Consider the following 26,861-nt stretch of genomic DNA (forward strand, 5'->3'; position numbering starts at 1 on the left):
GCTACTGCACCCGCACTCTCGGGTCGACAAGCGTGGTGGCGAAGTCCGCCAGGATGGCGCCAATGGCGAAGATCACGGAGCCGTAGGCCAGGGTGGCCGTGGCGGCGTTGACGTCCTGCAGCGAAATCGCATCAATGCTCCAGGAACCGACGCCGGGCCAGGCGAAGATTTTTTCGGCGAAGAAACCGCCGGCGAAGATGGCCGGGATGGTGAAGGCGATGCTTTGGGCCACCGGGATGAAGGAGACGCGCAGTGCATGCCGGGCGATGGCCTGGTTCCGGCTCAGGCCCTTAGCCCGGGCGGTCCTGACGAAGTCGGCGTTGACGTTGTCCAGCAGGTATTGCCGCTGCGCGATCTGGTAGGCGCCCCAGCCCACCAGGGTGATGGCCACCGTGGGCACAACATAATGGGCCAGCAGGTCAACGAACTGGGGCCAGCCGGGCTCGACACCTGGAGTTGAGATGCCCGTGACAAAGAAGATGCGGTTCCCCGCTGATTCGTTGATGCTGATGGCGGCCAACTGCACAAGGAAGTAGGCGATGGGCGCGGGCACGATGTAGGCAAGGTAGCTGTAGGACGTGATGGCGCGGTCCTGGAACTTGTACTGCCGGGCCGCCGAATAGACGCCCAAGGCAACACCGATGACCAGGGTCAAAATGATCGACGCCAGGAAGAGCCGGGTGGAGATCCAGACGCGGTCCCCGAACTCGGCGTTGACGTAGGCACCGTTGGGGCTCCGGCCCCAGTCCCAGCGGGTGACGATGCCGGTCAGCCAGTCAACGTAGCGCTCCCATGGGCTGAGGTCCGGGTCCAGTCCCTTCAACCGCATGGAGTTGGCGACCTGTTCCGGGGTTGGCCGGGGGATCCGCTCCTGCTCGAGGAGTGCCGGCTTGAGTGAACTGACAGCCAGGAAATAACCGGCGGACGTGGTGAGGAAGATCATCACCACATAGGTGATGCCGGGCTGGCGAGGTACTTGAGCATGTGCGCTGCTGGATCCTTCCGTCTTCCCCGGACAAGCACGGATTGTGCCGCCTCACCGGGTCCTGCACCAGCGGGTAGCTGGCTTCCCGCAGCCCTGGGGCCGGTCCTGGTGGACTATGTCGCGGGTCACATTCCAGAGGAAACTATCACAAGCCCCAACCCAAAAAGCTCGGTAATCCACGGAAATCGGGCGCGCCGTATCAGATCGTTATGAATAGTTCTGTGAAGTTTGTATGACTGGACGGGCGGAACCTCCAGCACGTAACCTACGCGGCTGTTACAACACGTGTCACAAGATCGCGCCACGAGACGGCAAGACGGTCACGTGTGACTCCGTGGTCGCGGATGAGGTGCAGGAGCCGTTCGGGGTCCAGGGTTGCGGTAAGGGAGCCGGCCATCAACCACGGCTCCGGCGACTGCACTCCGGCTTCACGCAGCAGCATTTCCACGTGCTGGTTCCAGAGGGCGACGGCCGGCACCTCGAACCGTCCCCGGGAGGCATGACCGGCCGCGAGGACCAGGTCCCCGAACTCCACCACGTAGGCAATCCGCTCGGTCCCGAAGGCAATGAGCCGCTCGAGGGGCGCAGCGCCCGGCCCCATGGGCGGCGGACCGAACAGGAAGCGGGCCTGGAAGGCGGCCTCGGAGTCATTCAACAGGGTCAGCATCAGTCCGGCCCTGCTCCCGAAGCGGCGGAAGACGGTGCCTTTGCCCACGCCTGCGTGCTCGGCCAGGCGGTCCATGGTGAGCGCGGCCGCTCCACCCTGCTCGATCAGTTCGCGGGCAGCCAGCAGGAGGCGCTCCCGGTTCCGGGCAGCATCGCTGCGCTCCGCGGCCGTAACCGGAGCCGTTTCCGGCCGCACTGGGATGGAACTCACAAAGACAGTGTAGTCAGAGGGAATAGAAACGGACCGCGGTCCGTTTACTCTGTTGAAAGGCTCGAAGCCTGAAGTTCGACCGAAGGCGGCCTGCGGCCGCGCCCCCCAAACCAGGAGTTTCCATGACCAAGAGCACCGTACTGACCCTTGTCGGCAGCCTCCGCGCCGGATCCACGAACCAGAAGCTGGCGGAAGCCATCCAGCTCAACGCGCCGGAGCAGGTGGACGTGGTGATCCACGAAAGCCTGGGCAACATCCCGTTCTACAACGAGGACATCGACGTCGAAGGCCAGGTCCCGGCCGCGGCGGCAGCACTGCGTGCTGCCGCTGAAGAGGCTGACAGCGTCCTGCTGGTCACCCCCGAGTACAACGGCACCGTTCCCGCCACCCTGAAGAATGCCATCGACTGGCTGTCCCGCCCCTTCGGCGCCGGCGCCCTGGCAGGCAAGCCGACCGCCGTCGTCGGCACCGCTTTTGGCCAGTACGGCGGCGTGTGGGCCCAGGATGAGGCCCGCAAGGCCGCCGGCATCGCAGGCGCCAAGGTCCTGGAAGACGTCAAGCTTGCCGTCCCCGGCTCCATGGTGCGCTTCGCCGAGGTCCACCCCAAGGACGACGCCGAGGTAGTGGAGCAGATCAAGGGCATCTTCGACGCCCTGGCCGCATCCGCGCCCGCAGCCTAGCCCGTCACGCACCCCGCAGTGTCCGGTACGCCCCGTGCGTCCCGGACACTGCCGCGTTTAAGGGCAGGCCCAGGCACCGTGACCAACTCTTGTCCCAACCGGTACCGTCCGGACATCCCCGGCGGGAAGACCGGCCGTAGCGTTAATCCACTGGAACTACCGGATCGGATTGCGGCCCCATGGCAGGAAAAAGACGCTGGGACAGCTGTGGGCGTGCCGCCATGGCTGCCGCAGGATGCCTGGCCCTGCTGCTCACCGCTTGCAGCGCCCCGCTCCCCCGCCCGGAGGGGCAATCCCCCGCTCCAGCGGGAAGCACCGGACCAAGTGCCGCCCCACTGGCCTTCCTTCCCCCCACAATTGCCGGCACTGAATCCGGACGCGGGGCGCCGGCGGCCTCGCCCGCCCCTGGCAGCGGCACCGAGGCTACGGCCCCGCCGGTCAGGGCCTACTTCGTGCTGATGGACGACGGCGGCAGGCACGGCGTCCGCTTTGGCTGCAACGACAGCCTGGTTGGCGCTGCCCTGGCCGGCGGCGCGGGAGACGACAGGCTTAAGGCAGCTGTCAACGCCATCCTGGGCGGTGGACAGCAGCCGGAAAATCTGTACAACGCGCTGGGCAGCTCCCGGCTAAGGTTCCTGTCCGGCAGCTTCGACGGCACCACTGTCACGGTCTACCTGGCAGGAACCCTCAACCCGGGCGGGACCTGCGACCTTCCCCGCATTGAGGCCCAGCTGACCCAGACGGCACTTGAAGCCGTCGGCGCCGTCAAAGCCGCCATCTACATCAACGGCGAGACCTTGGCGGACTACCTGAAGTTGAAGTAGCGCGCCCCCCGGTGCCGAACCTCGCGCCGGTAAATCAGGGATAAACAGCTGTTGCTTTTGAAGCAACAGCTGGCTGTATCCTGACTCTGTGAGCCACGAGACACTTGACGCTGCGGCCGGCACGCTTCCGGCAGAGGCCATTGACGCCATCGAACGTGCCGCCACCTCGGCGCCCCGGCATGAGGAACTCTTCTCCGAGCGTGCGGCAAACATCCGACAGTCGGCCGTGCGCGACGTCTTCGACATCTCCATGCGGCCTGGCCTGGTGTCCCTGGCCGGTGGAAGCCCCTACCTGCAGTCGCTGCCGCTCGACCGCCTGGCAGCGACGGCCGCCAAGATCATCGCCGAAGACGGCCTCACAGCCCTGCAGTACGGCGCCGGGCAGGGAACCGCTGAACTGCGGGCCCAGATCTGCGAGGTGATGGCCACCGAAGGCATCCTCGATGCCAAACCGGAGAACGTGGTGATCACCGCCGGTTCCCAGTCCGCACAGGACGTGGCCACCAAGCTTTTCTGCAATCCCGGCGACGTGGTGCTGGTGGAGGACCCCACCTACGTGGGCGCGTTGAACACTTTTGAGGCGTACCAGGTCCAGGTGGAGACGGTGGAAATGGACCAGTACGGCTTGGTTCCGGAACTGCTGGAGGCCCGCATCGCAGCCCTGCAGCTGGCCGGGAGGAGCATCAAGTTCCTGTACACCATCCCCAACTTCAACAACCCCTCCGGCATCACCCTGGCAAAGGAACGCCGGCAGCAGGTGGTGGATATATGTCGCCGTGCCAATATCCTGGTGCTGGAGGACAACCCCTATGGCCTGCTCCGTTTCGAGGGGGAATCCCTGGCTCCCCTCCGGGCCGCCAACCCGGACGACGTGATCTACCTGGGCTCCTTTTCCAAGATCTTCGCTCCCGGCCTCCGCATCGGCTGGGCCCTGGTACCGGAGCACCTGCAGCGCCGCTATTACCTTGCCGCGGAGTCCGTGACGCTCTGCCCACCTGCCCTGAACCAGATGCTGGTCTCGGCCTATCTGCGCGGGTACGACTGGAAGGGGCAGATCGAGACCTACCGGGGGCTTTACGCCGAAAGGTGCCGGGCCATGCTGGCCGCCCTCAAGGAATTCATGCCGGCCGGAACATCCTGGACCAGTCCGCAGGGCGGCTTCTTCGTCTGGGTGACTTTGCCCGAAGGCGTCGATACCTACCCTCTGTTGCACAAGGCGATCGACGCCGGGGTGGTGTTTATCCCGGGAGCCGCCTTCACGCCGTCGGACGAGCCGTCCAACAAGCTGAGGCTCGCCTTCAGCGCCGTGCCTCCCGACGCGATCGCCGAAGGAGTGCGCCGCCTGGCGCCGGTGCTGCAGGAAGCCATCGCCGCGCTGTAGCGTAAGCCACACGAAAGCCGTAAACCGAGCAAAGGAGCATGCATATGGGTGGAATCATCGTTGTAGGGGTTGACGGCAGTGAGACCGCAAAGAAGGCGGCCGAGTCGGCCAAGGGCCTGGCAGCAGCCATGGGCGCTTCGCTGCACGTCGTATCCGCCTTCGACAGCGACCGGACTGAGGTTTTCGGCAGCGGCAGCGACCGGTGGATCGTCTCCGATGCGGATGCCGCAGAGCAGGTGGCGCGCACCGTGGCGGAATCGCTGGGCCGCGACATCACCGTGACGTACTCGGCAGCACGCGGACGGCCCGCCGACGCTTTGATCAAGGAAGCGGTCCGAATGGACGCACAGATCATCGTGGTGGGAAACCGGCGCATGCACGGCATCGGCCGGGTACTTGGCAGCGTGGCCAACAGCGTGGCCCACAACGCTCCGTGCGACGTCTACATCGCCAACACCTACGACGCCGACTAGGCCCTCCAGCCCCCGGGAGTAACCCCGGACACTCCCCGTGGTGGCGGACATCGCTGCGGGGGGTGTCCGTTCTCACCGCCACATCACCGTTTCAGCTGGTGGCGCAACGATAAAGTTGTAGGGGCCCCCAAAGGCGTGGACACTGACGATTCCACCCCCAGCGAAGGGCTCCTCCTTGATTACTCTGCAGCGCCGCCAGCTCGTTGGCCACGATATCCTCCTGGCCCGCCACGGCAACCACATCAGCTCCATGCGGGTGGACCGCGGCAACGACAGGGTGGTTGCGCTGCTGGACGACGGCAGCCTGGACAGCGCGCCCAACCTCATCACTCCCGGGCTTCAGCTTCCGCAGACCGTCCGCAGTGTCCTGCGCGAGGACTGGAAGCTGCTAAGCGCCTGGGCCGGCATGGCCGCCCTGATGGGGGTCCTCATGACCGGCGCTGCGGTCGCCCTGGGAGCCACTGCCGATCCGGCGGTCATTGACGCCCTGACTGCCTACAACGCGTACTAAAGCCCCGGCGCTGCGCGTGCTGCCCGGGGCTTCATCCCACCAGCCAGCCCCGCAACAGCCACCAGATTCCGGCCATCACCACGCCGCCGAAGAGCGAACCGGCCACCACCTGCGCCGGCGTGTGCGCCCTTAGGACCACCCTTGACCAGCTGACCGCCGGGACCAGGAGCAGCAGCGGCGCCCACGCCGGGCCCAGCATCAGCACGGATACGACGGCGGCACAGGACATCGCCGCGGCGTGGCCACTCATTTTCCAAAACGGGCTGACCGCTGCCAGGACGGCGACTCCGCCCACCACCGCCAGGACCATGGCCACCACACTCGGCGGGGCGTCCACGGCGTTGAGCACCAGCAAGCCGACAGCGATGCAGGCCAGTGCCATCAGGAGCACGGGCGCACGCTGCTTCCGGTCGCTGACGTGGTGATCCGTCACCTTCCCCATTCGGACCAGGACAAGCAGCACCACCAGCGGTAGCACGCACACAAAGACCGCCGCCAGCGCGCCGTAACCGATGGACCCGGGAAACCCCGCCTCCGCCAGCGGGCTGATCAGCAGCTGGAGGGAAACCACCACCGGTGGCTGGAAAACCTCAGTCAGCCATCTGGCCGTCCGGTTCTTGACCCGGATTGACCCGCCACTTACCGTCACCTGCTAGTCCAGGAGGAGCGCGGGCTCTTCCAGGATGGCCGCGACGTCGGCCATGAAGCGGGCGGACAGATCACCATCCACCACGCGATGGTCGAAGGACCCTCCAAGCGTGGTGATCCAGCGGGGAATCACCTCTCCGTCCAGGACCCAGGGCTTCTGCTTGATGGTCCCGAACGCCACGATGGCCACCTCGCCCGGGTTGATGATGGGCGTACCCGTATCGATGCCCAGGGCGCCGATGTTGGTGATGGTGAGCGTGCCGCCCTGCATTTCCGCTGGCTGCGTCTTCCCGGCCCTTGCGGTGGTGGCCAAGCTGTTCAGGGCCAGGGCGAGTTCCTTGAGCGACAGGTCCTGGGCGTTCTTGATGTTGGGCACCATGAGGCCGCGGGGCGTGGCTGCGGCGATGCCCAGGTTCATAAAGTGCTTGACCTGGATCTCGGCAGATCCGTCCTGGTTGTCCACCCAGGACGCGTTCACGCTGGGGTTGCGGGCTGCTGCCCAGATGACGGCCTTGGCCAGGATGAGCAGCGGCGACACCTTGACGCCCTCGAAGTCCCGGGAGGCCTTGAGCCGCTTGACGAACTCCATGGTGCGGCTGGCGTCGACGTCCACGAAGATGCTGACGTGTGGCGCCGCGAAGGCCGATTCCACCATCGCCTTCGCCGTGGCCTTGCGGACGCCCTTGACCTGGATCCGCTCCACCCGCTGGTCCTGCGGCTTTCCTGCCTTGCCCCAGAAGCCGTCCGCCTTGTCCAGTTCGGCGTCGCGCTGGGCCTGGTAGCTCACCAGGTCCTCCCGCGTCACCTCGCCACGGGAGCCGGTGGCCACGACGTCCGCCAGGTCGATGCCCAGGTCACGGGCGATCTTGCGGACCGGGGGCTTGGCCAGGACCCGGTTGACCAGGCCGGTGATGGTGCCGCCCAGGGTTGGGCGGTTGTCGACGACGGCGGGCGCGCCGGCGGACACCTCAGCGGGAGTGCGCGGCTGCACAGGCTCAACCTCGGGTGCGTTGACCGTCACGGCAGCGGCTGGTGAGGTCTTGCGCGGGCGCCGTTTGACGGCGTCGGCCTTCGGGCCGGAACCTACCAGCGGACCGCCGGCCGGGGCACCGGCGCCAGTGCCGCCGTCGTCCGTCCCCTCCGGCGCCTCATCCTGGGGGAGCTTGCCGTAGAGCGGCTGCGCCGTTCGTTGCGGCTGTGCGGGTGCTTCGGGTGCGCGCACGTCCGCGGGGGTGGGGTCGCCGGCAACCTCGTCGCTGACGCTGATGATGGCAGTCCCGACGTCGACCGTCACCCCTTCCTGCACCAGCAGTTCGGTGACGGTCCCGGCAAACGGGGACGGCAGTTCCACGATGGACTTGGCGGTCTCGATCTCGCACAGGACGTCATTGATGGCCACGGCGTCGCCGGGCTTGACCTTCCAGGAGACGATTTCCGCTTCGGTGAGGCCCTCGCCGACGTCGGGCAGGTTGAACTTGTTCAGGGTCATGGTGTCCTCAGTAGGAGAGGGCGCGGTCCAGCGCCTCCAGGATGCGGTCGATGTCCGGAAGGTAGTCTTCCTCCACCTTGGCAACGGGGTACGGCATGTGGAATCCGCCCACACGGATCACCGGGGATTCGAGCGAGTGGAAGGCCCGTTCGCTGATGCGGGCGGCGATTTCGCCGCCGATTCCGCCGAACGTGGGTGCCTCGTGCGCCACGATCAGCCGGCCGGTCTTTTTCACGGACGCGGTGACGGTGTCGAAGTCGATCGGCGAAATGGAGCGCAGGTCGATGACCTCAACGCTGCGGCCGTCCTCTTCTGCTGCGTTGGCGGCGGCCAGGGCCACGGGAACCAGGGGGCCGTAGGCCACGACGGTGGCGTCGGTCCCTTCACGGAGCACATGTGCCTTGAACGGGTCTTCGGCGGGGCCCGGCGCCTGGACATCCACGTCCCCCTTGAGCCAGTAGCGGCGCTTGGGTTCGAAGATGATCACCGGGTCCTGGCACTGCACGGCCTGCTGGACCATCCAGTAGGCGTCATGCGGGTTGGAGGGGGTGATGATCCGCAGTCCCGCCGTATGGGCGAACAGGGCCTCGGGGGACTCCGAGTGGTGCTCCACCGAGCCGATGCCACCGCCGTAGGGAATGCGGATGACCACCGGAACGGTGAGGCTGCCGTTGCTGCGGGCGTGCATCTTGGCCAGCTGCGTGGTGATCTGGTTGAAGCCGGGGAATACGAAGCCGTCGAACTGGATTTCGCAGACGGGGCTGTAGCCGCGCAGGGCCAGGCCGATGGCGGTGCCGATGATGCCGGACTCCGCCAGCGGAGTGTCCACCACGCGGTCCGGGCCGAACTCGCCGATCAGCCCGTCGGTGACCCGGTAGACGCCGCCCAGGGGGCCGATGTCCTCGCCCATGAGCAGCGATTTGGGGTTGGCGGCGAGGGTGGCGCGAAGGCCCTCGTTGATGGCCTTCGCGATGGTCATGGTGGTCATCAGTGGCCTGCCTTTGCTGCCTGCCCGGCGGATTCTTCCTCGCCGGCAAATCCTGCGCTGTATTCCTCGAACCACGCCAGTTCCTCCGCCACCAGCGGGTGCGCTTCGGCGTAGACGTTGGCGAAGGCCGTCCGGATGTCCGGGTTTTCAAGATCATGGGCGGTGCGTCGGACATACGCAGCCAGCTCGTCGCCGTCGGACTTCACCTTTGCGAAGTAGGCGTCGTCGGCCAGGCCTTCGGCGCGCAGGTACTTTTCGAGCCGGGCCAGCGGGTCCTTGGCGCGCCAGGCGTCCTCTTCGTCGGAGTGCCGGTACTTGGTGGGATCGTCCGCGGTGGTGTGCGCACCCACCCGGTAGGTGAAGGCCTCGATCAGGACCGGGCCCTTGCCCTGGCGTGCGTGCTCAAGCGCCCACTCGGTGACCGCGTGTACAGCGACCACGTCATTGCCGTCCACCCGGATGCCGGGAAAACCGTAGCCCTTGGCACGGTTGGAGAGCGGCACGCGGGTCTGGACGTTGGTGGGCACGGAGATGGCCCAGTGGTTGTTCTGGCAGAAGAACACCACGGGAGCCTTGTAGGAGGAGGCGAACACCATCGATTCGTGGACATCGCCCTCGGAGCTGGCACCGTCGCCGAAGTAAGCGATGACGGCCGCATCCGGCTGCCTTCCTGCACGGTCTGACGCCGCGAGCTTCTGGTCCCGCTGGATTCCCATGGCGTAGCCGACGGCATGCAGGGTCTGCGCGGCCAGGACCAGGGTGTACAGGTGGAAGTTGGTGTCCTTGGGATTCCAGCCACCGTTGGAAACCCCGCGGAACTGGCGCAGGAGTTCTGCCAGGTCCACGTTGCGGGTGAGCGCTACGCCGTGTTCCCGGTAGGTGGGAAAGATGTAGTCCTGCGGCTGGCTGGCCCTGCCCGAGCCGATCTGTGCTGCCTCCTGGCCGGTAAGCGGGACCCACAATGCCAGCTGCCCTTGGCGCTGGAGGGCGGTGGCTTCGACGTCGAACCTGCGGATGGCGGCCATGTCGGCGTAGAGGCCGCGGAGGTCCTCCGGGGTGAGTTTGTCCGCGTACTCACTGAAGACCGGATCGGCGCCCAGCTTTCCGTCGGGGCCCAGCAACTGCACCATCTGGGCAGGGGGCTCTCCCATGACGGCCTCAGCATCGGCCTCGCGCTGGTCGTCTACAGCTGTTCCGTCGAACTCGGTGGAAGGCAGATGAGTGCCCATACCGTCTCCTTGCCTGCCGCATCCGGATGCAATGCGATGTCGTGAGGATATATGCCTTACAAGGAATACATTCCTCTTACGGCATATACATTGGCTTACTGATCCTAACTTTATCTGCGGTAAGTAGCTGGAGGGCTACTTGTTAAGCGCTAGGAACTTGCTGGCGCCTTTGTATAGTCGGCACACAATTGGAGGAACCGGGAGTTTGCCTCGGGTTCCCCGATGCTGACCCTGACGCCTTCCCCGGCGAATGCCCGCACGGACAGGGCCCGGGTGCCCGCGAACTCCGCAAAGGCTGTGCTTTCAGCGCCAAGGGCAAGCCACACAAAGTTGCCCTGGGCATCGGGAACCGCCCATCCCAGCTCCCGGAGGCCGGCCAGGACCCGTGTCCGCTCGGCCACGAGCTTTTGTACCCTTTCCACAACCTGGGAGTAATTCTCCAGGGAAACAATTGCCGCTTTTTCGGCAATTTGGGACACGGCAAAGGGTGTGGCGGCGACCCGAAGGTACTGGGTCAGTTCCGGATGGGAGACGCTGTAGCCAACGCGAAGTCCGGCCAGGCCATGTGCCTTGGAGAACGTCCGGAGCACCACAACGTTGGGGTATTTGCGGTAAAGCGAGATCCCGTCCACTGCATCCTCCGCCCGGACGAACTCCTGGTAGGCCTCATCGATAACCACCACGACGTCGGCCGGGACGGACCGGATGAAGGCCTCCGTTTCAGCCGCGGTAAGGGCGGGGCCGGTGGGGTTGTTGGGCGTGCAGAGCAGGATCACCTTGGTGCGGGCACTCACGGCGGCCGCCATGGCTGCGAGGTCGTGCCGTCCGTCGGCTGTCACGGGGATCCGTACGCTCTCGGCGCCTGCCAGGCCCACGCTGATGGGGTACGCCTCAAAGGAGCGCCACGCGTAAATGACTTCGTCAGCCTTGCCGTCATCGTTCTGGCCGGCAAAGGCGGCCAGGATCTGGTTCAACGCGCCCAGGCTTCCAGCTCCGGTCACGATGTCCTCGGCAGGCACATCAAGGAACTCTTCGAGCGCGGCACGGAGCTTGCTGCTCAGGGGATCCGGGTAGCGGTTGACGTCCTTCTGGTTGGCGATGGCGTCCAGCACGGCCGGAATCGGCGGGAGCGGGTTTTCGTTGGAGGACAGCTTGTAGCTGGCCAGTCCGTTGACCGCGGCCGGCGGCTTTCCGGCGGCGTAGCGGGGCAGCCGGTCCAGCACCGGGCGCGGCGTGATTCCGCCCGCCCTGGTCTCAGATGAAGTCATGGCCCCTAGCCTACTTCGAGGCCCTCAAGGGTTCCGGGGAACGAACGGCAGAAATTCAGGCCGCCGCCAGTCGCCCGGAGGGACGGTATGGAAGCATGGTGCCATGGGTTCCTTCATCCTTCGGATCGTGGTTAATGCTGCCGGCCTCTGGATCGCCAACTGGATCCTGCCGGGCATGGACATCACCAGCACCGGGGCGTCCGCTGCGGTGGCCAGAACCGGCATCTCCCAGGACCCCGGAATCATCGGGATTGTCCTCGCCTACCTCTTCATCGGCCTCATCTTCGGCCTGGTGAACGCTTTTGTCCGGCCGCTGGTCAGCTTTCTTGCACTGCCCATCACCATCCTGACGCTTGGCCTGTTCGCCATCGTCATCAATGCCGCCATGCTCTACCTGACGGCATGGATCAGCAGCTATACGTCCGTGCAACTCACCATCGATTCCTTCTTCTGGACCGCGGTGTTCGCCGTGATCATCATCGCCCTGGTCTCGCTGGTGGCAGGGCTGCTGCCCGGCGGACGGCGCTGACGTCCGCCGGGTGACCTGCCGCCCTGGCGGCGCCCGCGGACCGGCCGGGATTCATCCACCCAAGTAGGAGTGCCCGCGGAACCATGTACCTAACAGTGCCTTCCCCCGTGCCGGTTCCCAAAAGACCAGTACCAGCCACCCATGACCCCCGTGGCGCCGGCCTTTTAGGCTGCGAACCGGGCCGCAAGAAGGCCCGTTGGTGTCAGTTCCGGAACATGGGGGCCAAAGATGAAGCCCATAAGAATCCTGCTCGCTGCGTGCCTGCTTTTCGCCTGGCAGGCCGGTCCCGCTTACGCGGACGCCGAATCGGGGCCTGTACCCAGTCCCGCAGGGCTGGGCAACGACATCTCCTGGCCCCAATGCGGCACAGATCTTCCTTCACCCCCTGCGTTTGCGATCGTCGGCGTGAACGGTGGCCGGCCGGATACGGCCAACCCGTGCCTGTCGGACCAGCTGGCCTGGGCGGACCAAAGCGCGGCCTCGGCAGGAGGGACACCGGCGGCCGTGTATGTGAACACCGCCGCAACCGGTCCTGTGGACACTCTGTGGTGGCCCGCAGGCAACACCTATCGCGACGCTGTTGTCGGCAACCCCTACGGGACATGTGACGGCACCGGCTCGCCGGCCTGCGCCTACGTCCACGGCTACGCCATGGCCGCCAACGCGGCCGACATCCTGCAGCATGCCGGGCACAACGTGCCCCACCGGATGTGGTGGCTCGATGTCGAATTCGGGAACAGCTGGCTATGGGACAAGGCGGTCAATGCGGCCGAGCTGGAAGGCATGACGGCCTACCTGCAGGGTGCCGGGGCAGAAGTCGGGATTTACTCCACGGGGTACCAGTTCGGCGAGATCGTGGGCGATGTCAGTCCCGACAGCAACCTCTACAAACTTCAGAACTGGCTGGCGGGCGCCTACTCCGCTGAGTCGGCAGAGGAATACTGCGAGGCCGCCCCGTTGACGCCCGGCGGGACTGTAACCACGACCCAGTTCACGGAGAACGACCTCGACTACAACTACCGGTGCCCTGGCGCAGTTCCGCCCCCGGTTTCACAGCCAGCTCCGCAGCCCGCGCCACCACCCGCTCCGGAGCCTGCCCCCAAGCCGGAGAAGACACGGCCAAACCTGTCCGCTGAGCTGCATGCCGCGCAGATCTCTTGACTGGCCCCGCTTCTACTGACTCCACCTCCGGGACCAGGCGGCGCCCTACCGGGCACCCGGTTGCGGCCGCCCGGAAAAGGGGTCCCTGCGGTCCTTGGGAACAGGGGGCGGCGGAGTCTTGGACAACACAAAGCGGGTGGCAGTCGCAGCACCTCCGGCGCCGAGGACACTGCCAAGCACCGCCGTGGACTGGACCAGTGAGGGGTCTTTGCTGGCGCCCACCTGCCGGGCCGCCTCCTGATAGCCCGTGAGGCTGTGTCCGGGACCCAGCCCGGCATCTTCTCCGCCCCGCACGTAAAGGTCATTGGTCATGGTTACCGTGACCTGGTTCCTGGCGTCGCGGTTCGGCAAGCCGTCGCTGCCGGGCACCCAGTCTGTTCGGTGCTCCAAGTGCAGGGAGCTGACAGCGGGGGAAGGCATGATGCGTGAAACGGGCGACCCGGCGGTCAGGACGTATTTGAGCCGGTACTCCTTCAAGAAGGCCTCGTCTGCCGCCAGGTTCATGGCATGAATGCCGCCTTGGCTGTACCCAACGGCAACAACATCCGCTCCCGGTTCCGCGCCCGCCGCCCTCAGCGACTGGATCACGGCGGCATTCACGCGTTCGGACCGGCCGCCCATGCCATCGACGATGCCCCCCAGATCGAAAGGATTGGTGCCGCCATCGGATTCGTTGACCTGGGTTCCGGGAACCACCACAACGTAGGCCTTCCTGCCTCCGGCGTCCACCTCGATAACCTCGATGTAGCCGCTGCCGCGTGCCTCAATCAGCCGTACCCGTTCAAGCAGCCCGCCCGGGCTGGCGTCGAAATCGATGGGCAGACTTTCTTCCTGTGTGGCCGTTACCGGGCCTGTGCGCAGTGAGGGGATATTTTCTTCAACCGCGGGCTTGATCGCGGGGAGGAGGATGACGGCGTCTGCCACGAGCATTTCCGTGGCATCCCCGTTCAGGAAACCCGTCCGCCAGAAGTCCACGTGCTTCTGGAGCTCCACGTCGGGATCCGACAGACCCAGCCTCCACTTCAGGTGGGCAGCAGATTCGGCAATCTCATACTCCCGCCTGCAGCTGCGCACTTGGCCGCTGATCCGCTGCAGTTCCAGGCAGACTTCCTGGACGGCATCCTTCGCTTCCCACATGGCAATGAGGGCGGCAGTTCCCGTAGTGCGCGGGCGGTTCTGGTGTGCAGCGAGATCCTGCCATGCGGTGAAAAGCCCGGATTCGATGGCGGCAAGCCGCTCGGCGAGCCGATCGAGCTTTCCGGCTCCCAGCTCCAACTCCTCCAGCTGGACCGTAATGCCGCCCACCCCGCCGGAGACTTTCAGGTTGCCGTCCGGAAGTGGCGGCAAAACCCGGATAGGTCCTCCCGTTCCGGATGGAGTTGCGTCAGCCATCAGAACCGGCCGTCAGGCGAACATTCTGAGGTCAGTGCGGCGCGGGCATGTGCTGCCACCGCGGCAGAAGCCTCCCGGATCCGGTCCAGCGCCCTTCGCACCGCCACCGCCTGCAAAGCGACAGAATCCCGGTAGGCCTGTCCCGCTGGCGACTGCCAGTCCAACAGCTGGATGTCCTGGAATCCCGAGAGCACCCCTTCAGCACTTTCCGAGCACTGCGCCACCCTCCTGCCCACCTCTTGGACTTCCAGGCTGACACCTAACCCGCTGCCCCAGATCCCGTCCATCAGTTCGTTCCCCATGCTGCTTCCCGTCCCGGTCTCCCTGGCCAGATGATCCCGCCCCAACCTTGCCGCTCCCAACGCTAGGGACGCTTGCCTGCCCGGGTAAGCGCCGCCGTCGGCTATGTGGACAAGTAACGTGAGGAACGCGCTTAAGGCGGCGCCGGACTTCGTGAAAGAATCAGCACATGCCTGAAACTGCCGCCACAGCTGATACCCGCACGCCCTCAGGACGCCTGGCCCTCGCCGCGTCACCGGAAAAAATCGCGCTCGGTCCCCTGGACGGCCGCTACCAGTCCGCCGTCGCACCCCTCGTTGACTACCTGTCCGAGGCCGCGCTGAACCGCGACCGCGTGGCCGTCGAAGTGGAATGGCTCATCCACCTGACCAGCAACAATGTGCTTCCCGGCGCGGGACCCCTGAGCGCGCAACAGCAACAGCAGCTCCGTGCCATCGTCACCGAATTTGATGCCGCGTCCGTGGCAGAGCTGGCCGAGATCGAGGCCGTCACCGTCCACGATGTGAAGGCCGTGGAGTACTACATCGGACGCCGCCTCCCCGCGATCGGCATCGAAAACCTGACCGCCATGGTCCACTTCGGCTGCACGTCCGAGGACATCAACAACCTCTCCTACGCCCTGGGAGTCAAGGGTGCTGTGGAGGACGTGTGGCTGCCGGCCGCACGCGCCCTGGTGGGCCAGATCAGCAAGATGGCCGAAGACAACCGTGCCGTGCCCATGCTGTCCCGTACGCACGGCCAGCCCGCCACGCCCACCACCTTGGGCAAGGAACTGGCCGTCATCGCACACCGCCTGACCCGGCAGCTGGACCGGATCGCCAAGACCGAATACCTGGGCAAGATCAACGGCGCCACCGGCACCTATGCAGCCCATGTGGCCTCGGTTCCCGGCGCCGACTGGCAGCAGGTATCCAAGTCGTTCGTCGAGGGACTTGGCCTCACCTGGAACCCGCTGACCACGCAGATCGAGAGCCACGACTGGCAGGCAGAGCTGTACGCCGACGTTGCGCGCTTCAACCGCATCCTGCACAACGTCTGCACGGACATCTGGAGCTACATCTCCATTGGTTACTTCGCGCAGATCCCGGTGGCCGGCGCAACGGGTTCGTCCACCATGCCGCACAAGGTCAACCCCATCCGCTTCGAAAACGCCGAGGCCAACCTGGAGATCTCCTCCGGCCTGCTGGATGTCCTGGGCTCCACCCTGGTGACCTCCCGCTGGCAGCGCGACCTCACCGACTCCTCCAGCCAGCGCAACATCGGCGTGGCCTTCGGCCACTCCCTGCTGGCTATCTCCAACGTCGCCAAGGGCCTTGACCGGCTGGACGTGGCCGGGGATGTCCTCGCCGCGGACCTCGACACGAACTGGGAGGTCCTGGGCGAGGCAATCCAGATGGTCATGCGCGCCGAGGCGATTGCCGGCGTCGAAGGCATGGAGAACCCGTACGAGCGCCTCAAGGACCTGACCCGCGGCCACCGTGTGGATGCCGCCCGCATGCAGGAGTTTGTACAGGGCCTGGGCCTCTCCCCCGAGGCTGAGGCACGACTCCTGGCCCTCACTCCCGGCAAGTACACCGGCATCGCGGACCAGCTGGTAGACCACCTGAAATAAGCCCGCACGCAGGGCAGGAACGTACGACGGCGGCGCCGGGCTTCGACGAGGCCCGGCGCCTTCTTCCTTGCACCCGGCAGGGCAACGCCGCTGCCGGCGCACGTCCGGAAGGGTTCAGGTGGGAAACTGGGAAACATGAAGTTGCTCCTGATCCGCCATGGCGAAACCCCCGGCAATGTGCTGGGCCAACTGGATACCGACCACCCCGGGCCCGGTCTGACCGAACTGGGCGAACGCCAGGCGGAAGCCATGGCGCGGGCCCTGGCCAACGAACGCATCGGGGCACTCTACGCCTCCACCCTGGTCAGGACGCAGATCACCGCCGCCCCGCTGGCCCGGCTGCACACCCTCGATGTGGAGGTCCTGGACGGGCTGCACGAAATTGAGGCCGGCTCACTGGAGAAGCTGACCGACCACGAAGCCCACAAACGCTATATGGGGACGGTGATCTCCTGGGCCGCCGGTGACCTGGACCGCCGCATGCCTGCCGGCCCGGACGGCCATGCCTTCTTCGAGCGGTTCGACGCTGCCATCGCGCAGGTGGTGGAACGGGCGGAGCGGCAGCAGCACGGCACGGTCGCCGTGGTCAGCCACGGAGCTGCCATCCGCACCTGGGCGGGACGTCGGGCCGAGGGCGCAGACCACGAGTTCGCAGCACGGCATGTCCTGGCCAACACCGGGATCGTTGCCCTGGAGGGTGACTTGGCTGCCGGCTGGACCCTGATCCATTGGGACGGAAGTCCGGTGGGCGGTCTTGCCTTGGCAGACCCAACGGCCGGGGATCCCACCGGCCGGGACGTAGCGGCTCCCTAGGCCTGCTGCCGGTGGCGCCGGAGAGGGAACGGGCGCGTCGCCGGGCACGTCCCCGCAACTGCCTCGCCGCGCCGGCCCCACTGACTCTTTGGGCTGTGCAGCGTGCGCTGGAAACCTTGGCTGGAAGGCGATGCCGACGGAATCAACCGGGACGCCATCGCCGCGGCGACTGCCGCCGTCGGGCGTTCACTGGGATCCATCGCCGTCAGGGAACGCAGCAGGACAGCCCAGTCACCCAAGGAATCCGGGATCTCGGGCGAGCGCAAGGTGCGGGCCACGAGGGATTCGATGGCGGTACCGGGAAACGCCTTGGTGCCGGTGAGCAGTTCCAGCAGGACCAGCCCCATGGCATACACGTCCCAGGACGGCTCCGCTGCCCCGCCGGCTGCTTGCTCCGGGCTCATGTAATGCACGGTTCCGGAGGAAATCCCGGGCTCGGGAGCCGCCCCGGCCGCCGCTGCGATCCCAAAGTCAACGATCCGGACGGGACTTCTCCGCAGGCCGCTCAGCATCAGGTTTGCCGGTTTGATGTCACGGTGCACAAGGCCGCTGGTGTGAAGGTGGGCGAGCGCTTCGAAAAGGCCGCGCGCCCAACGTGCTACGTCACCTGATTGCGGGCTCTGCAGCCGTATGGTTTCGGCCATGTTTGTTCCCAGAGCCAGCTCCTCCACCAAGAAGGGACGCCCGGCGTAGGTACCACCCTGGGACATAACACCCTGGGCAAGAAGCCGCACAATGGACGGGTGGTTGAGCCCAGCCAGGACGGTGGCTTCGTTCTGGATGCGCTGGTGCTGCTTCCGGCCGTTGGCAGCGGCGATCTTGACTGCAACATCGGGACCGCCTTCCGGGTCTACGGCCCGGAAAACTTCGGCAGCGGACCCGCGGCCCAGGCGTTCCCGAAGCTGCCAGCGCCCGGCAACGACACCCTCGGCACGAACAGGGAGCGGCGCAGCAAGTTCTGTGTCCAGGAGCCTCATACGGGGGAAACCACTGACGCGTGTCCCCGGCGGGGACCGGCGGACCAGGCATCGAGCTGAAACCCACAGCCGCAGCGCCAAACGGGCGGAAGCTCAGTACCGACGGCGTCGGCGGGTGCGAAGGTGTAGCTCACTGCTTCCAAGCCAACTGCCGGCGTCACGAGCTGCATGGGAGTGCCGCAGTGGACCACGCGTCCGCCCTGCGGCGCAGTGGTGCCGTCCAGGGTAGATCGGGTCAGGTCCGAATGGCTGTCCGGGAGGCCGGTGTGGTTGTCAGGGACTACAAGGCCCAGGCGAGGCTCAGGCGGTGAAACTTCGGTGTAGGTAACCAAGACACTCACGACTCCGTTGGAAGCAACTTCAGGAACATTCGTAAGCATACATATAACTAGCTGAACTAGCTAGTCAGCCTAGTGAACTCGTAATTCCTCGTTTTCCTGCACCTGAAGGGACTCGGTCATGCGCTGGAGGAAATCGACGACAACCCGCGCTTCGTCCGCAGTGAGGCTCTCCGCCACGGACATCATCCGCCGATGCATGGCGCCGAGGGTTTCGCGCACCTCTTTGTCGGACTCGACCGTCGGCACGACCACCACCGAGCGGCGGTCGGAGGGATGCGGCTCGCGGCGGACATGCCCACTGGCCACCAGCCTGTCGATGAGCGAGGTGGTGGAGGCGCTAGTAATATTGAGGAACTGGCTGAGATCCTTCGGAACAACCTGCTTGCCCGACGCCTGGACCCTCAGCAGGTACCGCAGGGCAAGGATGTCCGTTTCCCCCATGCCCATGGAGTCCCTGGTGCTGCGCCGGATTTCCGTTTCGGCCGCCCGATAGTCCCGGAGTGACTTCAACACCGCTGCACTGTAGTCCAGCTGCCCGTCGGGCCCATACCAGTAGCCGGATCCTTCGTTGCCCGTAGAAACCATGCCATCATTCTAGACCAGCTGATAACTAGCCTGCCAAGTAAAGTGCTGTGCCGCCTCCCAGACCCGTTATCCAGGCCCTAACCGGCAGGAAACACCCGCGTAACCGCGCCCGCCTAGCCTTATCAGGCATACCCCTCCGGCGAAACGAGGCAGTTATGCAGACCAACCCCCGGCTGAACATCCGTCAGGTCCCCTGGCCCAACCCCGTAGGTGCGGACCTGCGCCGTGCCCAGCAGGCCGAACTGGATGCCCGCTTTGGCCGCCCTGACCACGAACCCGGCCTGCCGCCGTCGGGCGCCGACTGCGCAGTGTTCCTCGTGGCGTATGACAAAGGTTCAGGTCAACCCGTCGGCTGCGGCGGTTTGCGGCTCCTGGATGCATCTACGGCCGAAATCAAGCGCCTTTATGTACTGCCGTACACCCGCGGTTCCGGGGTTGCCAGCTCAATCCTGGCCGCACTTGAGGCGGAGGCTTACAGGCAAGGCATCACGCGGATCAAGGCGGAGGCTGGCTCCGCCCAGCCGGACGGCCGCAACTTCTACCGGAACTCCGGCTTCGAGGCGATCCCGAACTTCGGACCCTACGTCGGAGTCGAACACTCTTCCTGCTACGCCAAAACCATCAACGCCCACAGCGCCGCCCAGACCGCCATGGCCTAGCCTGCCGGTGTACCGCGCGGCTCCGTCACAGGACTAAGTTCGCCCCCGGTTCACCCTCACGGACCCCATTGTTTCCCTGACTGGTTCAAAGTGAGCAGCCGGGCTGTTTATCGAATCGATAGCTATAACAGCCCGGTTTTCGTCATGCCCGGCTATAGGCTGTGCGGACATGCTCCGATTCCAGTCCAGAAATGAGTCCTGATCGTGCGTAAAATGCAGACTTTGGTTGCCGCCGCCGTCGCCGCCACCCTTCTCGCCGGATGCGGTGGTGCTTCCACCCAGCCGGCATCAACCGGTGAAGCTTCCGGAACGCAGGCAGGTGCGTCCGGTGACACCCTGGTCATCTACACCAACTCCAACGGCGAAGGCCGGGGGGACTGGCTGGCCGCCAAGGCTGCCGAGGCCGGGTTCAAGATCGAGATCGTGGGGGCCGGGGGCGCCGATGCCACCAACAAGCTCATTGCCGAAAAGAACAATCCCATCGCGGACGTCGCCTTCGGCCTAAACAACATGTACTTCTCGCAGATCAAGAACGAAGGCGCGCTGGAGAGCTACCAGCCCACATGGGCCGGTGACGTGGACAAGGGCCTGGGTGACGGTGAGACGTATTGGCCCCTGGTGAAGCAGGCCATCCTCCTTGGCTACAACTCGGACAAGATCGCCAAGGACGCCGCACCCAAGGACTGGACGGATCTCTGGACCAAGGACGAATTCAAGAGCCGTTATGAACGGGTCACCGGCATGGGCACGGCCACCGCGCAACTGGTCTTCGCCGGCATTCTCTCCCGGTACCGGGACGACTCCGGCGATCTGGGGATTTCCGACGACGGGTGGAAGCAGGTTGAGCAGTACTTCAAGAACGGCAGCCCCGCCGTCGCCAAGACCGACCTCTTTGCCCGCATAGCTTCGGGCGAGGTGGACATGGGCCAGATGCCGTCCTCGATCATCGCCGACCGTGAAAAGTCCTTCAAAGTGAACGTGGACACGGTCATCCCTTCCGTGGGTGTTCCGCTTGCCGTGGAGCAGATAGCTCTGGTGAAGGGGACCAAGAAGAAGGAGCAGGCGCAGAAATTCATTGACTGGTTCGGGAGCGCTGAGGTCCAGGGCGAGTTCGCGCAGAAGTTCAACGCCATGCCGGTCAATAAGGGCGCCCAAGCAAAGGCCAACCCTGAGGTTGTGAACTTCTTTGCAGGCCTCAAACAGCAGGACATCGACTGGGGCTTCGTCCAGAAAAACATGGGCGCCTGGGTGGAGAAGATCGAACTTGAGTACATGACGTAACACGATCTACCAGCCGCCGTCCCCGCGTTCCATCAGACAGGTTTGCCATGATCCGCTTGGAAAACATCGAAGTTACCTTTGGCGATTTCACCGCCATTCCGCACCTGGACCTGCATGTCCGCCCCGGCGAGTTCTTCACCCTCCTGGGGCCCTCCGGTTGCGGAAAGACGACGGCGCTGCGCACCCTGGCCGGCTTCATCCAGCCGGCCAGGGGTACCGTCCGGGTGGACGGGAAGGACGTGACCCGCCTCCCAAGCGACAAGCGGCAGGTAGGCATGGTGTTCCAGAACTATGCCCTGTTCCCCAGCATGAGCGTGTGGGAGAACATCGCCTTCGGGCTCCGGGTGCGGAAGGAAAAATCGGCGGACAGTGACCGCCTTGTCCGGGATATTGCAAGGCGGGTGGAGCTCAGCGACGAGCAGCTCACGAAAAATGTATCCGAACTTTCCGGAGGCCAGCAGCAGCGGGTGGCCGTTGCGCGTGCCCTGGTGCTGCGACCAAAGATCCTGCTGCTGGACGAGCCTTTGTCCAACCTGGACGCCAAACTCCGCCACCAGTTGCGCCAGCAGCTCAAGGACCTGCAGAGCGAGTTCGGAATCACCACTGTCTACGTCACCCATGACCAGGACGAGGCGCTGGCCATGAGTGACCGCGTCGCCGTGTTCAATAAGGGCGTCGTGGAGCAGGTCGGCACCCCTCAGGAAATCTACGACCATGCCGCCACCGAGTTCGTCTGCAACTTCATCGGCGACAGCTCCACGCTGACGCCGGAATTTGTCGCAGAAGTGAACCGGCACTCGGGAGCCGCCCTTAGCACGGACGCCAGGTCGTACCTGCGCGTGGAAAAAGCCTCACTGGACCGGCCTGGGGACGGAGGGAGCGCCGTCGGACTTCCCGCCACCGTGGTCTCACGCACCTACCACGGCCTGCACAGCCGCTATGTGGTCCGCAGCCACGGCGCGGACATACGCCTCCTGGTCCGGGAAGACGGCGGCGCCCACCCCGACGCCGGTACCAGTACAACCATTTACCTCCGGCCGGAGCACATCCTCCAGTACCAACCAGACACTGGTGTTTCGCTGGAACAGGACCAGGCGGTTGCCCTGCCATGAGCGGCAGCACCTCAGTCCGCGGCATGGTTCGTTCCCCCTTCGTCCTGGTGGTTGGGGTAGTCCTCACGTGGTTTATTGCCGCGTTCCTGGTGTGGCCCAACGTCAACATCCTGATGGCCACGTTCTTTCCTGACGGCAGTTTTTCGGGCCGCGCGGCGGAAAAACTGCTTTCCTCCCAGCGGGCAATGAAGGCACTGGGCAACAGCTTTCTCCTGGCCGTAGCTCTGTCTATCACCGTCAACGCGGTGGGGGTCTTCATCGTCCTGGTCACGCATTACTTCCGGATCCGCGGCTCAAGGATCCTTTTCCTGGGGTATGCCTCCACCTTCATCTACGGCGGCATAGTGCTGGCGGCGGGTTACAAGTTCATTTATGGGGACAAGGGCATCGTCACCTCGCTGGTGGTCAGGCTGATCCCCGGGATGGACCCGAACTGGTTCTCCGGGTTCTTCGCCGTCCTGGTGGTCATGACCTTTGCAACCACCACCAACCACATGCTGTTCGTGGCCAACGCGCTCAAGGGCATCGACTACCAGACCATCGAGGCGGCGCGGAATCTTGGCGCCTCGATGTGGACCATCCTGCGGCGCATCGTCCTGCCGATGCTCAAACCCACGCTGTTCGCCGTCACCATCCTGTCGTTCCTCACGGGACTGGGCGCGTTGAGCGCTCCACAGGTACTGGGCGGGCGTGACTTCCAGACCATAACGCCGATGATCCTGACATTTACCAACAGCCCCACCTCGCGCGACCTGGCGGCGCTGCTGGCCGTGATCCTGGGTCTGGCCACCATGCTGATGCTCGCCGTGATGTCCCGCCTCGAAAAGGGCGGCACCTACTTTTCCGTGTCGAAGGTGTCTTCCGAGCTCCAGAAGCAGGAGATCACCAATCGCGCAGCCAACCTGGCCGTGCACGGCGTGGCCTATCTCCTCTTTGCCGTCTACACGCTCCCGGTCGCGCTGATCGTGCTGTACTCGTTTGCCGACGGCGCCGCCATCCAGACGGGACAACTCTCGCTGGCCAACCTGACACTGGACAACTACGGCCGCGTCCTTACCCAGCAGTCGGGCATCCGTCCGTTCATCGTCAGCGTGGTGTACAGCGCCCTGGCGGCGGTCATCGCCGTCGGTGGACTCCTTTTCGTGGCCCGGCTGCTGCAAAAATACAAAAACTGGCTGGCGTCAACCTTCGAATATCTGCTGCACATCCCGTGGATCCTTCCCTCCGCCCTTCTGGCCCTGGGCCTGATTGTCAGTTACGACCATCCCAGTCCGCTGGTGGGAGGTACGGTCCTGACCGGAACGACGGTGATTCTGCTCATCGCCTTCGTCACGGTGAAGATCCCGTTCACCCTCCGGATGCTCAAGGCATCCTTTGCCTCCGTGAACTCCTCGCTGGAGGAGGCCGCAGCCATCATGGGCGCCAAGACCCTGTACGTTTTCAGGCGGATCCTCCTGCCGCTGGTGCTCCCGGCAGCGGCAGCCATCACAGCCTTGAACTTCAACAGCCTGCTCGACGACTACGACACCGCCATCTTCCTGGCCCACCCGCTGGTGCAGCCATTGGGCCTGGTCATCAAGGCCAATACCGACGGCGCCGAGGGCACCGAGGGAATCGCCAACACCTTCGTTTACACGGTGCTCCTCATGGTCATCACGGGCGTGACCATGTACCTGGTGTACGGCAGGGCCGGGCGGCGCAGGACCAGAAAACCCCTGCCAACGCTGCCTTCCGCATCGCAAGCCCCTGGCCCGGGAGCCCCGGGCACCCAAGCGCCGGGTGAAGATGACGCTACGCGTCCGGCCGCTGCCGTTCGCTGATCAACCGCCGGAGGTGCTGCCGACGGCGGCCCGTGCGGTCCGCCGTCGGGCGAGGTTGAGCACCCGGTCCCGCAGCGGCTGGGCACGGTCGGCGAGCGCAATCCGTCCCAGCGCTGACGAGGCCACGCTCACGGCACGGGTGCGCAGCCTCCGCTGCCGGCTGTAGGCCCGCAGCGCCTGGTCCTCGGGCAGGGTGTTGAGGAGGTCTGCAAGCGTGACCGCGTCCACCAGCGATTCGCAGGCCCCGCGGCCCAGCGTGGGCATCATGGCGTGTGCGGCGTCTCCAATGAGCACCCTCCTGCCGCTGACGTAGGAGCCAAGGCGCGGAACCGTCCAAAGTCGCTGGACCAGGCATTCCTCCGGCGTGGCTGCGGCAAGCGTGCGCCGGATGGCAGGGGCGTGGTTGGCGAAGCGAGCCCTTGCCTGCTCGAGGACTGACGCGGGATCTATCCCGTAGGGGCCGAGTTCGGACCGGTAACTCGCATACCAAAAGGAGCCTCCCCGGGCGGCGGCCATCCCGAACAGGTCGCCGCGGCCCCAGTATTCGCCTACCTCATCCGGGCCGACTGGAGTAGGAAGGGTGCCGCGGAGGGCAAGGTACGGCGTGAGGCGTGCTTCGGTGGCCCCGCCCCAAGCCGCACGTCGGACCATGCTGTGGACACCGTCGGCGCCTACCACCAAGCTGCCGTCCGCGGGGACTGCCTGCACCGTGTCCGTGACCCTGCGGACGGTTGCGGGCACGGCTGCATCCAGCAGCCGCAGGAGGTCGACCCGGGAAATGCCGAACATCCCGCCCGCGTCGACGGTCACCCACGGCTCCCCCTGGGCGTTGCGGACCGAGCCGCTGCCGAGCACCGGGCTGACCGCCCGTGCCTCATCCAGGATTCCGAGGCGCGCCAGCGCCCGCTGGGCGTTTGGCCACATGCCCAGCGCGTTGCCCACGGCGGGCAGTTCCGGGCGTTTCTCATGGACGGTCACCTGGAAACGGCTGGTATCCAACGCCGCGGCGAGGGCGAGGCCGGCGATTCCGCCACCAACGATCGTGATCGTTTCCATGCACCATATTTTACTACTTTTGTAGTGGATGGGAAGGGCGTCCCGCTACACTGAACGCATGCCGGACCGCCGCAACCAACTGCTTGATGCCGCCCTGGCTGTGGTGGCGGACAGGGGGATGAAGGGCCTCACCCACCGGGCAGTTGACGCCGCAGCCCGGGTGGCCGAGGGAACCACCTCGAACTACTACCGGAGCCGCGCCACACTGGTTGCGGCAGTGCTGGAGCGGCTGCTGGAACTGGACGCAGCGCTCCTGGCCGAGCAGGGGCCGGCCGGCCCGCCCCGCAGCGTTGAGGAACTGGCAAACCAGTTGGCCTCGCTGGTCCTGGCACTTGCCGGACGGCATGCGGGGCTGACCCGCGCCCGGCTGGCCCTCTCCCTGGACAAGCCCGAATCGGTGACCGCCGGCCATTTCCGGCTGGTGGGCGGGCTGGAGCAGGCCCTGGCCGCGCTGGGAGTACAGGACGCGGGGGCCAGGGCCCGGGATGTGGCCGACTACGGCGACGGCGTCCTGCTCCATCTGCTGACCGTCCGGCGGGACGATGCTCCGGACGCTGCGGTGATCGCTTCGGCGGTCCGGCGGCTGCTGGCGCCGTAAGACTAACTGGCAGCCCCGCCGTCGGAATTCTCCCCTGGCTTAGGAAGCGGCGGTGGGCCAGCCTGTATAGGCTTCGGCGAGGTAGGCCCTGCCGTGCCGGGAGGAGACCACGGAATTCAGTTCCCCGAGCTGGCGGGCGCGGGAGAAGTCGTCGGCGTCGGCGGGGGTGTGCAGCATGGTGGTCATCCAGTAGGAGAACTGCTGCGCCTTCCACACCCGGTCCAGGGCGCGGTCGCTGTAGGTCTCCAGGAGCCCATCAGAGCCGGAGTTGTAGTGGCTGTCGAGGCCTTCGAAGAGGACCTTGACGTCGTTGATGGCCAGGTTGAGGCCCTTGGCACCGGTGGGCGGGACGGTGTGTGCGGCGTCGCCGGCCAGGAACAGGTTGCCGTGCCGCATGGGGGTTTGAACGAAGCTGCGGAACGGCAGGACCATCTTTTCCAGGACGGGCCCTTCCTTGAGCTCGAAGCCGTTGCCGTTGACCCGGCTGCGGAACTCGGCCCAGATCCGGCCGTCATCCCAGTCGGCCACGTTTTCCTTGGGGTCGCACTGGAAGTACATCCGCTGCACAGTCTCGGTGCGCTGGCTGATCAGCGCGAAGCCGTTGGCCGAGTTGGCGTAGATCAGTTCATCCGAGCTGCGCGGCGCCTCGGCCAGGATGCCAAACCAGGCGAAGGGGTATTCATGGAAGTACCGCTTGCGCTTGGCTTCCGGGATCTGGGTGCGGCAGTGGCTGCGGGAACCGTCCGCGCCGACCAGGAAGTCGGCCTGGATTTCGAACTCGGCGCCGTCCGCGTCGGTGAACCAGACCTTCGGCTTGCCCTCGAGGTCGTGCACCGAGGTGTCGCTGACGCTGTAGCGGACGTCGCCGCCGTCGTCCTTCCGGCGCGCGGCGAGGTCCAGGAACACATCCGTTTGCGGGTACAGCCACACGGACTCCCCCACCAGGTCCTTGAAGTCGATGCGGTGGCTCTCGCCATTGAAGCGCAGCTCAATCCCGTCGTGCCGGTCCCCGTCGCGCAGCACACGGTCCGAGACACCGCTGTCCACCAGCAGGTTGACGGTGCCGTGCTCCAGGATGCCGGCCCTGACCGTGTGGGCGATTTGCTCGTGGCTGCGGATCTCGACCACGGTGGAGTCGATGCCTGCCATATACAGCAGGTGGGAGAGCATGAGTCCGGCGGGACCGCCGCCCATGATGGCCACCTGGGTGGTGATGATTTTTCGTGCCATGTTCTGTCCTCGCTTCATTGCGGGCCCCGCCTGGGCGGCACC

The 26,861-nt window shown here is 65.5% G+C and carries 26 protein-coding genes and 1 pseudogene; 14 read left to right on the top strand and 13 right to left on the bottom strand.

Features of this window, described 5'->3' with window-relative positions; genetic code table 11:
* Window position 1: 1 nt before the first annotated feature.
* Both LFT46_RS19955 and LFT46_RS19960 read right to left on the bottom strand, forming a co-directional pair.
* A pseudogene (locus LFT46_RS19955) lies at window positions 2-984 on the bottom strand (ABC transporter permease).
* A 266-nt stretch (window positions 985-1,250) separates the two neighbouring features.
* A complete protein-coding gene (locus LFT46_RS19960) occupies window positions 1,251-1,862 on the bottom strand; it encodes a TetR/AcrR family transcriptional regulator (protein WP_236820811.1) in 612 nt (203 codons plus the stop codon).
* A 122-nt stretch (window positions 1,863-1,984) separates the two neighbouring features.
* Between LFT46_RS19960 and LFT46_RS19965 the strand changes: the two genes are divergently transcribed.
* The 5 genes from LFT46_RS19965 to LFT46_RS19985 all read left to right on the top strand — a co-directional run bounded on the left by LFT46_RS19965 (window position 1,985) and on the right by LFT46_RS19985 (window position 5,731).
* A complete protein-coding gene (locus tag LFT46_RS19965; RefSeq protein WP_236820812.1) occupies window positions 1,985-2,542 on the top strand; it encodes an NAD(P)H-dependent oxidoreductase in 558 nt (185 codons plus the stop codon).
* A 221-nt stretch (window positions 2,543-2,763) separates the two neighbouring features.
* Complete coding sequence (locus tag LFT46_RS19970) at window positions 2,764-3,366, top strand: GerMN domain-containing protein (RefSeq protein WP_236820813.1); 603 nt, start codon at window positions 2,764-2,766, stop codon at window positions 3,364-3,366.
* Window positions 3,367-3,454: 88 nt separating this feature from the next.
* Window positions 3,455-4,747 (top strand): aminotransferase-like domain-containing protein, encoded by a 1,293-nt coding sequence (locus tag LFT46_RS19975; protein ID WP_236820814.1) that lies wholly within the window; start codon window positions 3,455-3,457, stop codon window positions 4,745-4,747.
* A 44-nt stretch (window positions 4,748-4,791) separates the two neighbouring features.
* Window positions 4,792-5,220: a universal stress protein gene (locus LFT46_RS19980; protein WP_236800258.1), complete on the top strand. Its 429-nt coding sequence runs from the start codon at window positions 4,792-4,794 to the stop codon at window positions 5,218-5,220.
* A 175-nt stretch (window positions 5,221-5,395) separates the two neighbouring features.
* Complete coding sequence (locus LFT46_RS19985; protein ID WP_236800259.1) at window positions 5,396-5,731, top strand: hypothetical protein; 336 nt, start codon at window positions 5,396-5,398, stop codon at window positions 5,729-5,731.
* Between the two features lie 31 nt (window positions 5,732-5,762).
* On the opposite strand, the gene LFT46_RS19990 is transcribed toward LFT46_RS19985, so the two are convergent.
* The 5 genes from LFT46_RS19990 to LFT46_RS20010 form a co-directional block, all read right to left on the bottom strand.
* The gene (locus LFT46_RS19990; RefSeq protein WP_236800260.1) at window positions 5,763-6,380 is read right to left on the bottom strand and encodes a phosphatase PAP2 family protein; all 618 of its coding nucleotides are present in this window, start codon (window positions 6,378-6,380) and stop codon (window positions 5,763-5,765) included.
* A 3-nt stretch (window positions 6,381-6,383) separates the two neighbouring features.
* The gene (locus LFT46_RS19995; RefSeq protein WP_236820815.1) at window positions 6,384-7,868 is read right to left on the bottom strand and encodes a dihydrolipoamide acetyltransferase family protein; all 1,485 of its coding nucleotides are present in this window, start codon (window positions 7,866-7,868) and stop codon (window positions 6,384-6,386) included.
* Between the two features lie 7 nt (window positions 7,869-7,875).
* Entirely contained in the window at window positions 7,876-8,856 is a 981-nt protein-coding gene (locus tag LFT46_RS20000; protein WP_236800262.1) for an alpha-ketoacid dehydrogenase subunit beta, read from the bottom strand.
* Window positions 8,856-10,085 carry a pyruvate dehydrogenase (acetyl-transferring) E1 component subunit alpha gene (pdhA, locus tag LFT46_RS20005; RefSeq protein WP_236800263.1) on the bottom strand — a complete coding sequence of 410 codons (1,230 nt, stop codon included), beginning with the start codon at window positions 10,083-10,085 and terminating at the stop codon, window positions 8,856-8,858. Before pdhA ends, LFT46_RS20000 begins: the two co-directional genes overlap by 1 nt.
* Window positions 10,086-10,234: 149 nt before the next feature.
* Entirely contained in the window at window positions 10,235-11,353 is a 1,119-nt protein-coding gene (locus LFT46_RS20010) for a histidinol-phosphate transaminase (protein ID WP_236820816.1), read from the bottom strand.
* 103 nt (window positions 11,354-11,456) lie between these two features.
* Between LFT46_RS20010 and LFT46_RS20015 the strand changes: the two genes are divergently transcribed.
* Together LFT46_RS20015 and LFT46_RS20020 are read left to right on the top strand one after the other, a co-directional pair.
* Complete coding sequence (locus LFT46_RS20015; protein ID WP_236820817.1) at window positions 11,457-11,882, top strand: phage holin family protein; 426 nt, start codon at window positions 11,457-11,459, stop codon at window positions 11,880-11,882.
* Window positions 11,883-12,110: 228 nt separating this feature from the next.
* Window positions 12,111-13,043 (top strand): hypothetical protein, encoded by a 933-nt coding sequence (locus tag LFT46_RS20020; RefSeq protein ID WP_236820818.1) that lies wholly within the window; start codon window positions 12,111-12,113, stop codon window positions 13,041-13,043.
* 45 nt (window positions 13,044-13,088) lie between these two features.
* Here LFT46_RS20020 and LFT46_RS20025 read toward each other — a convergent pair whose 3' ends face one another.
* Together LFT46_RS20025 and LFT46_RS20030 are read right to left on the bottom strand one after the other, a co-directional pair.
* Window positions 13,089-14,390 carry a hypothetical protein gene (locus LFT46_RS20025; protein WP_236820819.1) on the bottom strand — a complete coding sequence of 434 codons (1,302 nt, stop codon included), beginning with the start codon at window positions 14,388-14,390 and terminating at the stop codon, window positions 13,089-13,091.
* Between the two features lie 44 nt (window positions 14,391-14,434).
* On the bottom strand, window positions 14,435-14,737 hold the full coding sequence (locus LFT46_RS20030) for a hypothetical protein (protein ID WP_236800268.1): 303 nt from the start codon (window positions 14,735-14,737) through the stop codon (window positions 14,435-14,437).
* A gap of 167 nt (window positions 14,738-14,904) precedes the next feature.
* Between LFT46_RS20030 and purB the strand changes: the two genes are divergently transcribed.
* Both purB and LFT46_RS20040 read left to right on the top strand, forming a co-directional pair.
* Entirely contained in the window at window positions 14,905-16,347 is a 1,443-nt protein-coding gene (gene purB, locus LFT46_RS20035; protein ID WP_236820820.1) for an adenylosuccinate lyase, read from the top strand.
* 135 nt (window positions 16,348-16,482) lie between these two features.
* Entirely contained in the window at window positions 16,483-17,160 is a 678-nt protein-coding gene (locus LFT46_RS20040; protein WP_236820821.1) for a histidine phosphatase family protein, read from the top strand.
* Here the strand turns inward: LFT46_RS20040 and LFT46_RS20045 are convergent.
* Window positions 17,157-18,137, bottom strand: coding sequence for a serine/threonine-protein kinase (locus tag LFT46_RS20045; protein WP_236820822.1), 981 nt, complete (start codon window positions 18,135-18,137; stop codon window positions 17,157-17,159). The two genes, LFT46_RS20040 and LFT46_RS20045, sit on opposite strands and share 4 nt — an antisense overlap.
* A gap of 410 nt (window positions 18,138-18,547) precedes the next feature.
* On the bottom strand, window positions 18,548-19,063 hold the full coding sequence (locus LFT46_RS20050) for a MarR family winged helix-turn-helix transcriptional regulator (protein ID WP_236820823.1): 516 nt from the start codon (window positions 19,061-19,063) through the stop codon (window positions 18,548-18,550).
* A 155-nt stretch (window positions 19,064-19,218) separates the two neighbouring features.
* Between LFT46_RS20050 and LFT46_RS20055 the strand changes: the two genes are divergently transcribed.
* The 4 genes from LFT46_RS20055 to LFT46_RS20070 all read left to right on the top strand — a co-directional run bounded on the left by LFT46_RS20055 (window position 19,219) and on the right by LFT46_RS20070 (window position 23,935).
* Window positions 19,219-19,722: a GNAT family N-acetyltransferase gene (locus LFT46_RS20055; RefSeq protein WP_236820824.1), complete on the top strand. Its 504-nt coding sequence runs from the start codon at window positions 19,219-19,221 to the stop codon at window positions 19,720-19,722.
* Between the two features lie 204 nt (window positions 19,723-19,926).
* The gene (locus tag LFT46_RS20060; protein ID WP_236820825.1) at window positions 19,927-21,003 is read left to right on the top strand and encodes an extracellular solute-binding protein; all 1,077 of its coding nucleotides are present in this window, start codon (window positions 19,927-19,929) and stop codon (window positions 21,001-21,003) included.
* A 47-nt stretch (window positions 21,004-21,050) separates the two neighbouring features.
* Window positions 21,051-22,115: an ABC transporter ATP-binding protein gene (locus tag LFT46_RS20065; RefSeq protein ID WP_236800275.1), complete on the top strand. Its 1,065-nt coding sequence runs from the start codon at window positions 21,051-21,053 to the stop codon at window positions 22,113-22,115.
* The gene (locus LFT46_RS20070) at window positions 22,112-23,935 is read left to right on the top strand and encodes an ABC transporter permease (protein ID WP_236820826.1); all 1,824 of its coding nucleotides are present in this window, start codon (window positions 22,112-22,114) and stop codon (window positions 23,933-23,935) included. Before LFT46_RS20065 ends, LFT46_RS20070 begins: the two co-directional genes overlap by 4 nt.
* On the opposite strand, the gene LFT46_RS20075 is transcribed toward LFT46_RS20070, so the two are convergent.
* Complete coding sequence (locus tag LFT46_RS20075) at window positions 23,936-24,991, bottom strand: FAD-dependent monooxygenase (protein ID WP_236820827.1); 1,056 nt, start codon at window positions 24,989-24,991, stop codon at window positions 23,936-23,938. It lies immediately after the preceding gene.
* Window positions 24,992-25,049: 58 nt separating this feature from the next.
* Here LFT46_RS20075 and LFT46_RS20080 point away from each other — a divergent pair, with 58 nt between their 5' ends.
* A complete protein-coding gene (locus LFT46_RS20080) occupies window positions 25,050-25,589 on the top strand; it encodes a TetR/AcrR family transcriptional regulator (protein ID WP_236820828.1) in 540 nt (179 codons plus the stop codon).
* A 39-nt stretch (window positions 25,590-25,628) separates the two neighbouring features.
* Here LFT46_RS20080 and LFT46_RS20085 read toward each other — a convergent pair whose 3' ends face one another.
* On the bottom strand, window positions 25,629-26,819 hold the full coding sequence (locus LFT46_RS20085; protein ID WP_236820829.1) for a 4-hydroxybenzoate 3-monooxygenase: 1,191 nt from the start codon (window positions 26,817-26,819) through the stop codon (window positions 25,629-25,631).
* Between the last annotated feature and the right edge of the window lie 42 nt (window positions 26,820-26,861).

Origin of the sequence: Arthrobacter sp. FW306-07-I, from assembly GCF_021800405.1 — a bacterium.
Taxonomy (GTDB): Bacteria; Actinomycetota; Actinomycetes; order Actinomycetales; family Micrococcaceae; genus Arthrobacter.

Excerpts from the sequence above, each read along its gene's own strand:
- purB (WP_236820820.1), top strand. The coding sequence starts at position 14,905 with ATGCCTGAAACTGCCGCCACAGCTGATACCCGCACGCCCTCAGGACGC.
- LFT46_RS20065 (WP_236800275.1), top strand. The coding sequence starts at position 21,051 with ATGATCCGCTTGGAAAACATCGAAGTTACCTTTGGCGATTTCACCGCC.
- LFT46_RS20070 (WP_236820826.1), top strand. The coding sequence starts at position 22,112 with ATGAGCGGCAGCACCTCAGTCCGCGGCATGGTTCGTTCCCCCTTCGTC.
- LFT46_RS20040 (WP_236820821.1), top strand. The coding sequence starts at position 16,483 with ATGAAGTTGCTCCTGATCCGCCATGGCGAAACCCCCGGCAATGTGCTG.
- LFT46_RS20015 (WP_236820817.1), top strand. The coding sequence starts at position 11,457 with ATGGGTTCCTTCATCCTTCGGATCGTGGTTAATGCTGCCGGCCTCTGG.
- LFT46_RS20080 (WP_236820828.1), top strand. The coding sequence starts at position 25,050 with ATGCCGGACCGCCGCAACCAACTGCTTGATGCCGCCCTGGCTGTGGTG.
- LFT46_RS19970 (WP_236820813.1), top strand. The coding sequence starts at position 2,764 with ATGGCTGCCGCAGGATGCCTGGCCCTGCTGCTCACCGCTTGCAGCGCC.
- LFT46_RS20075 (WP_236820827.1), bottom strand. The coding sequence starts at position 24,991 with ATGGAAACGATCACGATCGTTGGTGGCGGAATCGCCGGCCTCGCCCTC.
- LFT46_RS20000 (WP_236800262.1), bottom strand. The coding sequence starts at position 8,856 with ATGACCACCATGACCATCGCGAAGGCCATCAACGAGGGCCTTCGCGCC.
- pdhA (WP_236800263.1), bottom strand. The coding sequence starts at position 10,085 with ATGGGCACTCATCTGCCTTCCACCGAGTTCGACGGAACAGCTGTAGAC.
- LFT46_RS20050 (WP_236820823.1), bottom strand. The coding sequence starts at position 19,063 with ATGGTTTCTACGGGCAACGAAGGATCCGGCTACTGGTATGGGCCCGAC.
- LFT46_RS20030 (WP_236800268.1), bottom strand. The coding sequence starts at position 14,737 with ATGGGGAACGAACTGATGGACGGGATCTGGGGCAGCGGGTTAGGTGTC.
- LFT46_RS20045 (WP_236820822.1), bottom strand. The coding sequence starts at position 18,137 with ATGAGGCTCCTGGACACAGAACTTGCTGCGCCGCTCCCTGTTCGTGCC.
- LFT46_RS20010 (WP_236820816.1), bottom strand. The coding sequence starts at position 11,353 with ATGACTTCATCTGAGACCAGGGCGGGCGGAATCACGCCGCGCCCGGTG.
- LFT46_RS19980 (WP_236800258.1), top strand. The coding sequence starts at position 4,792 with ATGGGTGGAATCATCGTTGTAGGGGTTGACGGCAGTGAGACCGCAAAG.
- LFT46_RS20020 (WP_236820818.1), top strand. The coding sequence starts at position 12,111 with ATGAAGCCCATAAGAATCCTGCTCGCTGCGTGCCTGCTTTTCGCCTGG.
- LFT46_RS20085 (WP_236820829.1), bottom strand. The coding sequence starts at position 26,819 with ATGGCACGAAAAATCATCACCACCCAGGTGGCCATCATGGGCGGCGGT.
- LFT46_RS19995 (WP_236820815.1), bottom strand. The coding sequence starts at position 7,868 with ATGACCCTGAACAAGTTCAACCTGCCCGACGTCGGCGAGGGCCTCACC.
- LFT46_RS19965 (WP_236820812.1), top strand. The coding sequence starts at position 1,985 with ATGACCAAGAGCACCGTACTGACCCTTGTCGGCAGCCTCCGCGCCGGA.
- LFT46_RS20055 (WP_236820824.1), top strand. The coding sequence starts at position 19,219 with ATGCAGACCAACCCCCGGCTGAACATCCGTCAGGTCCCCTGGCCCAAC.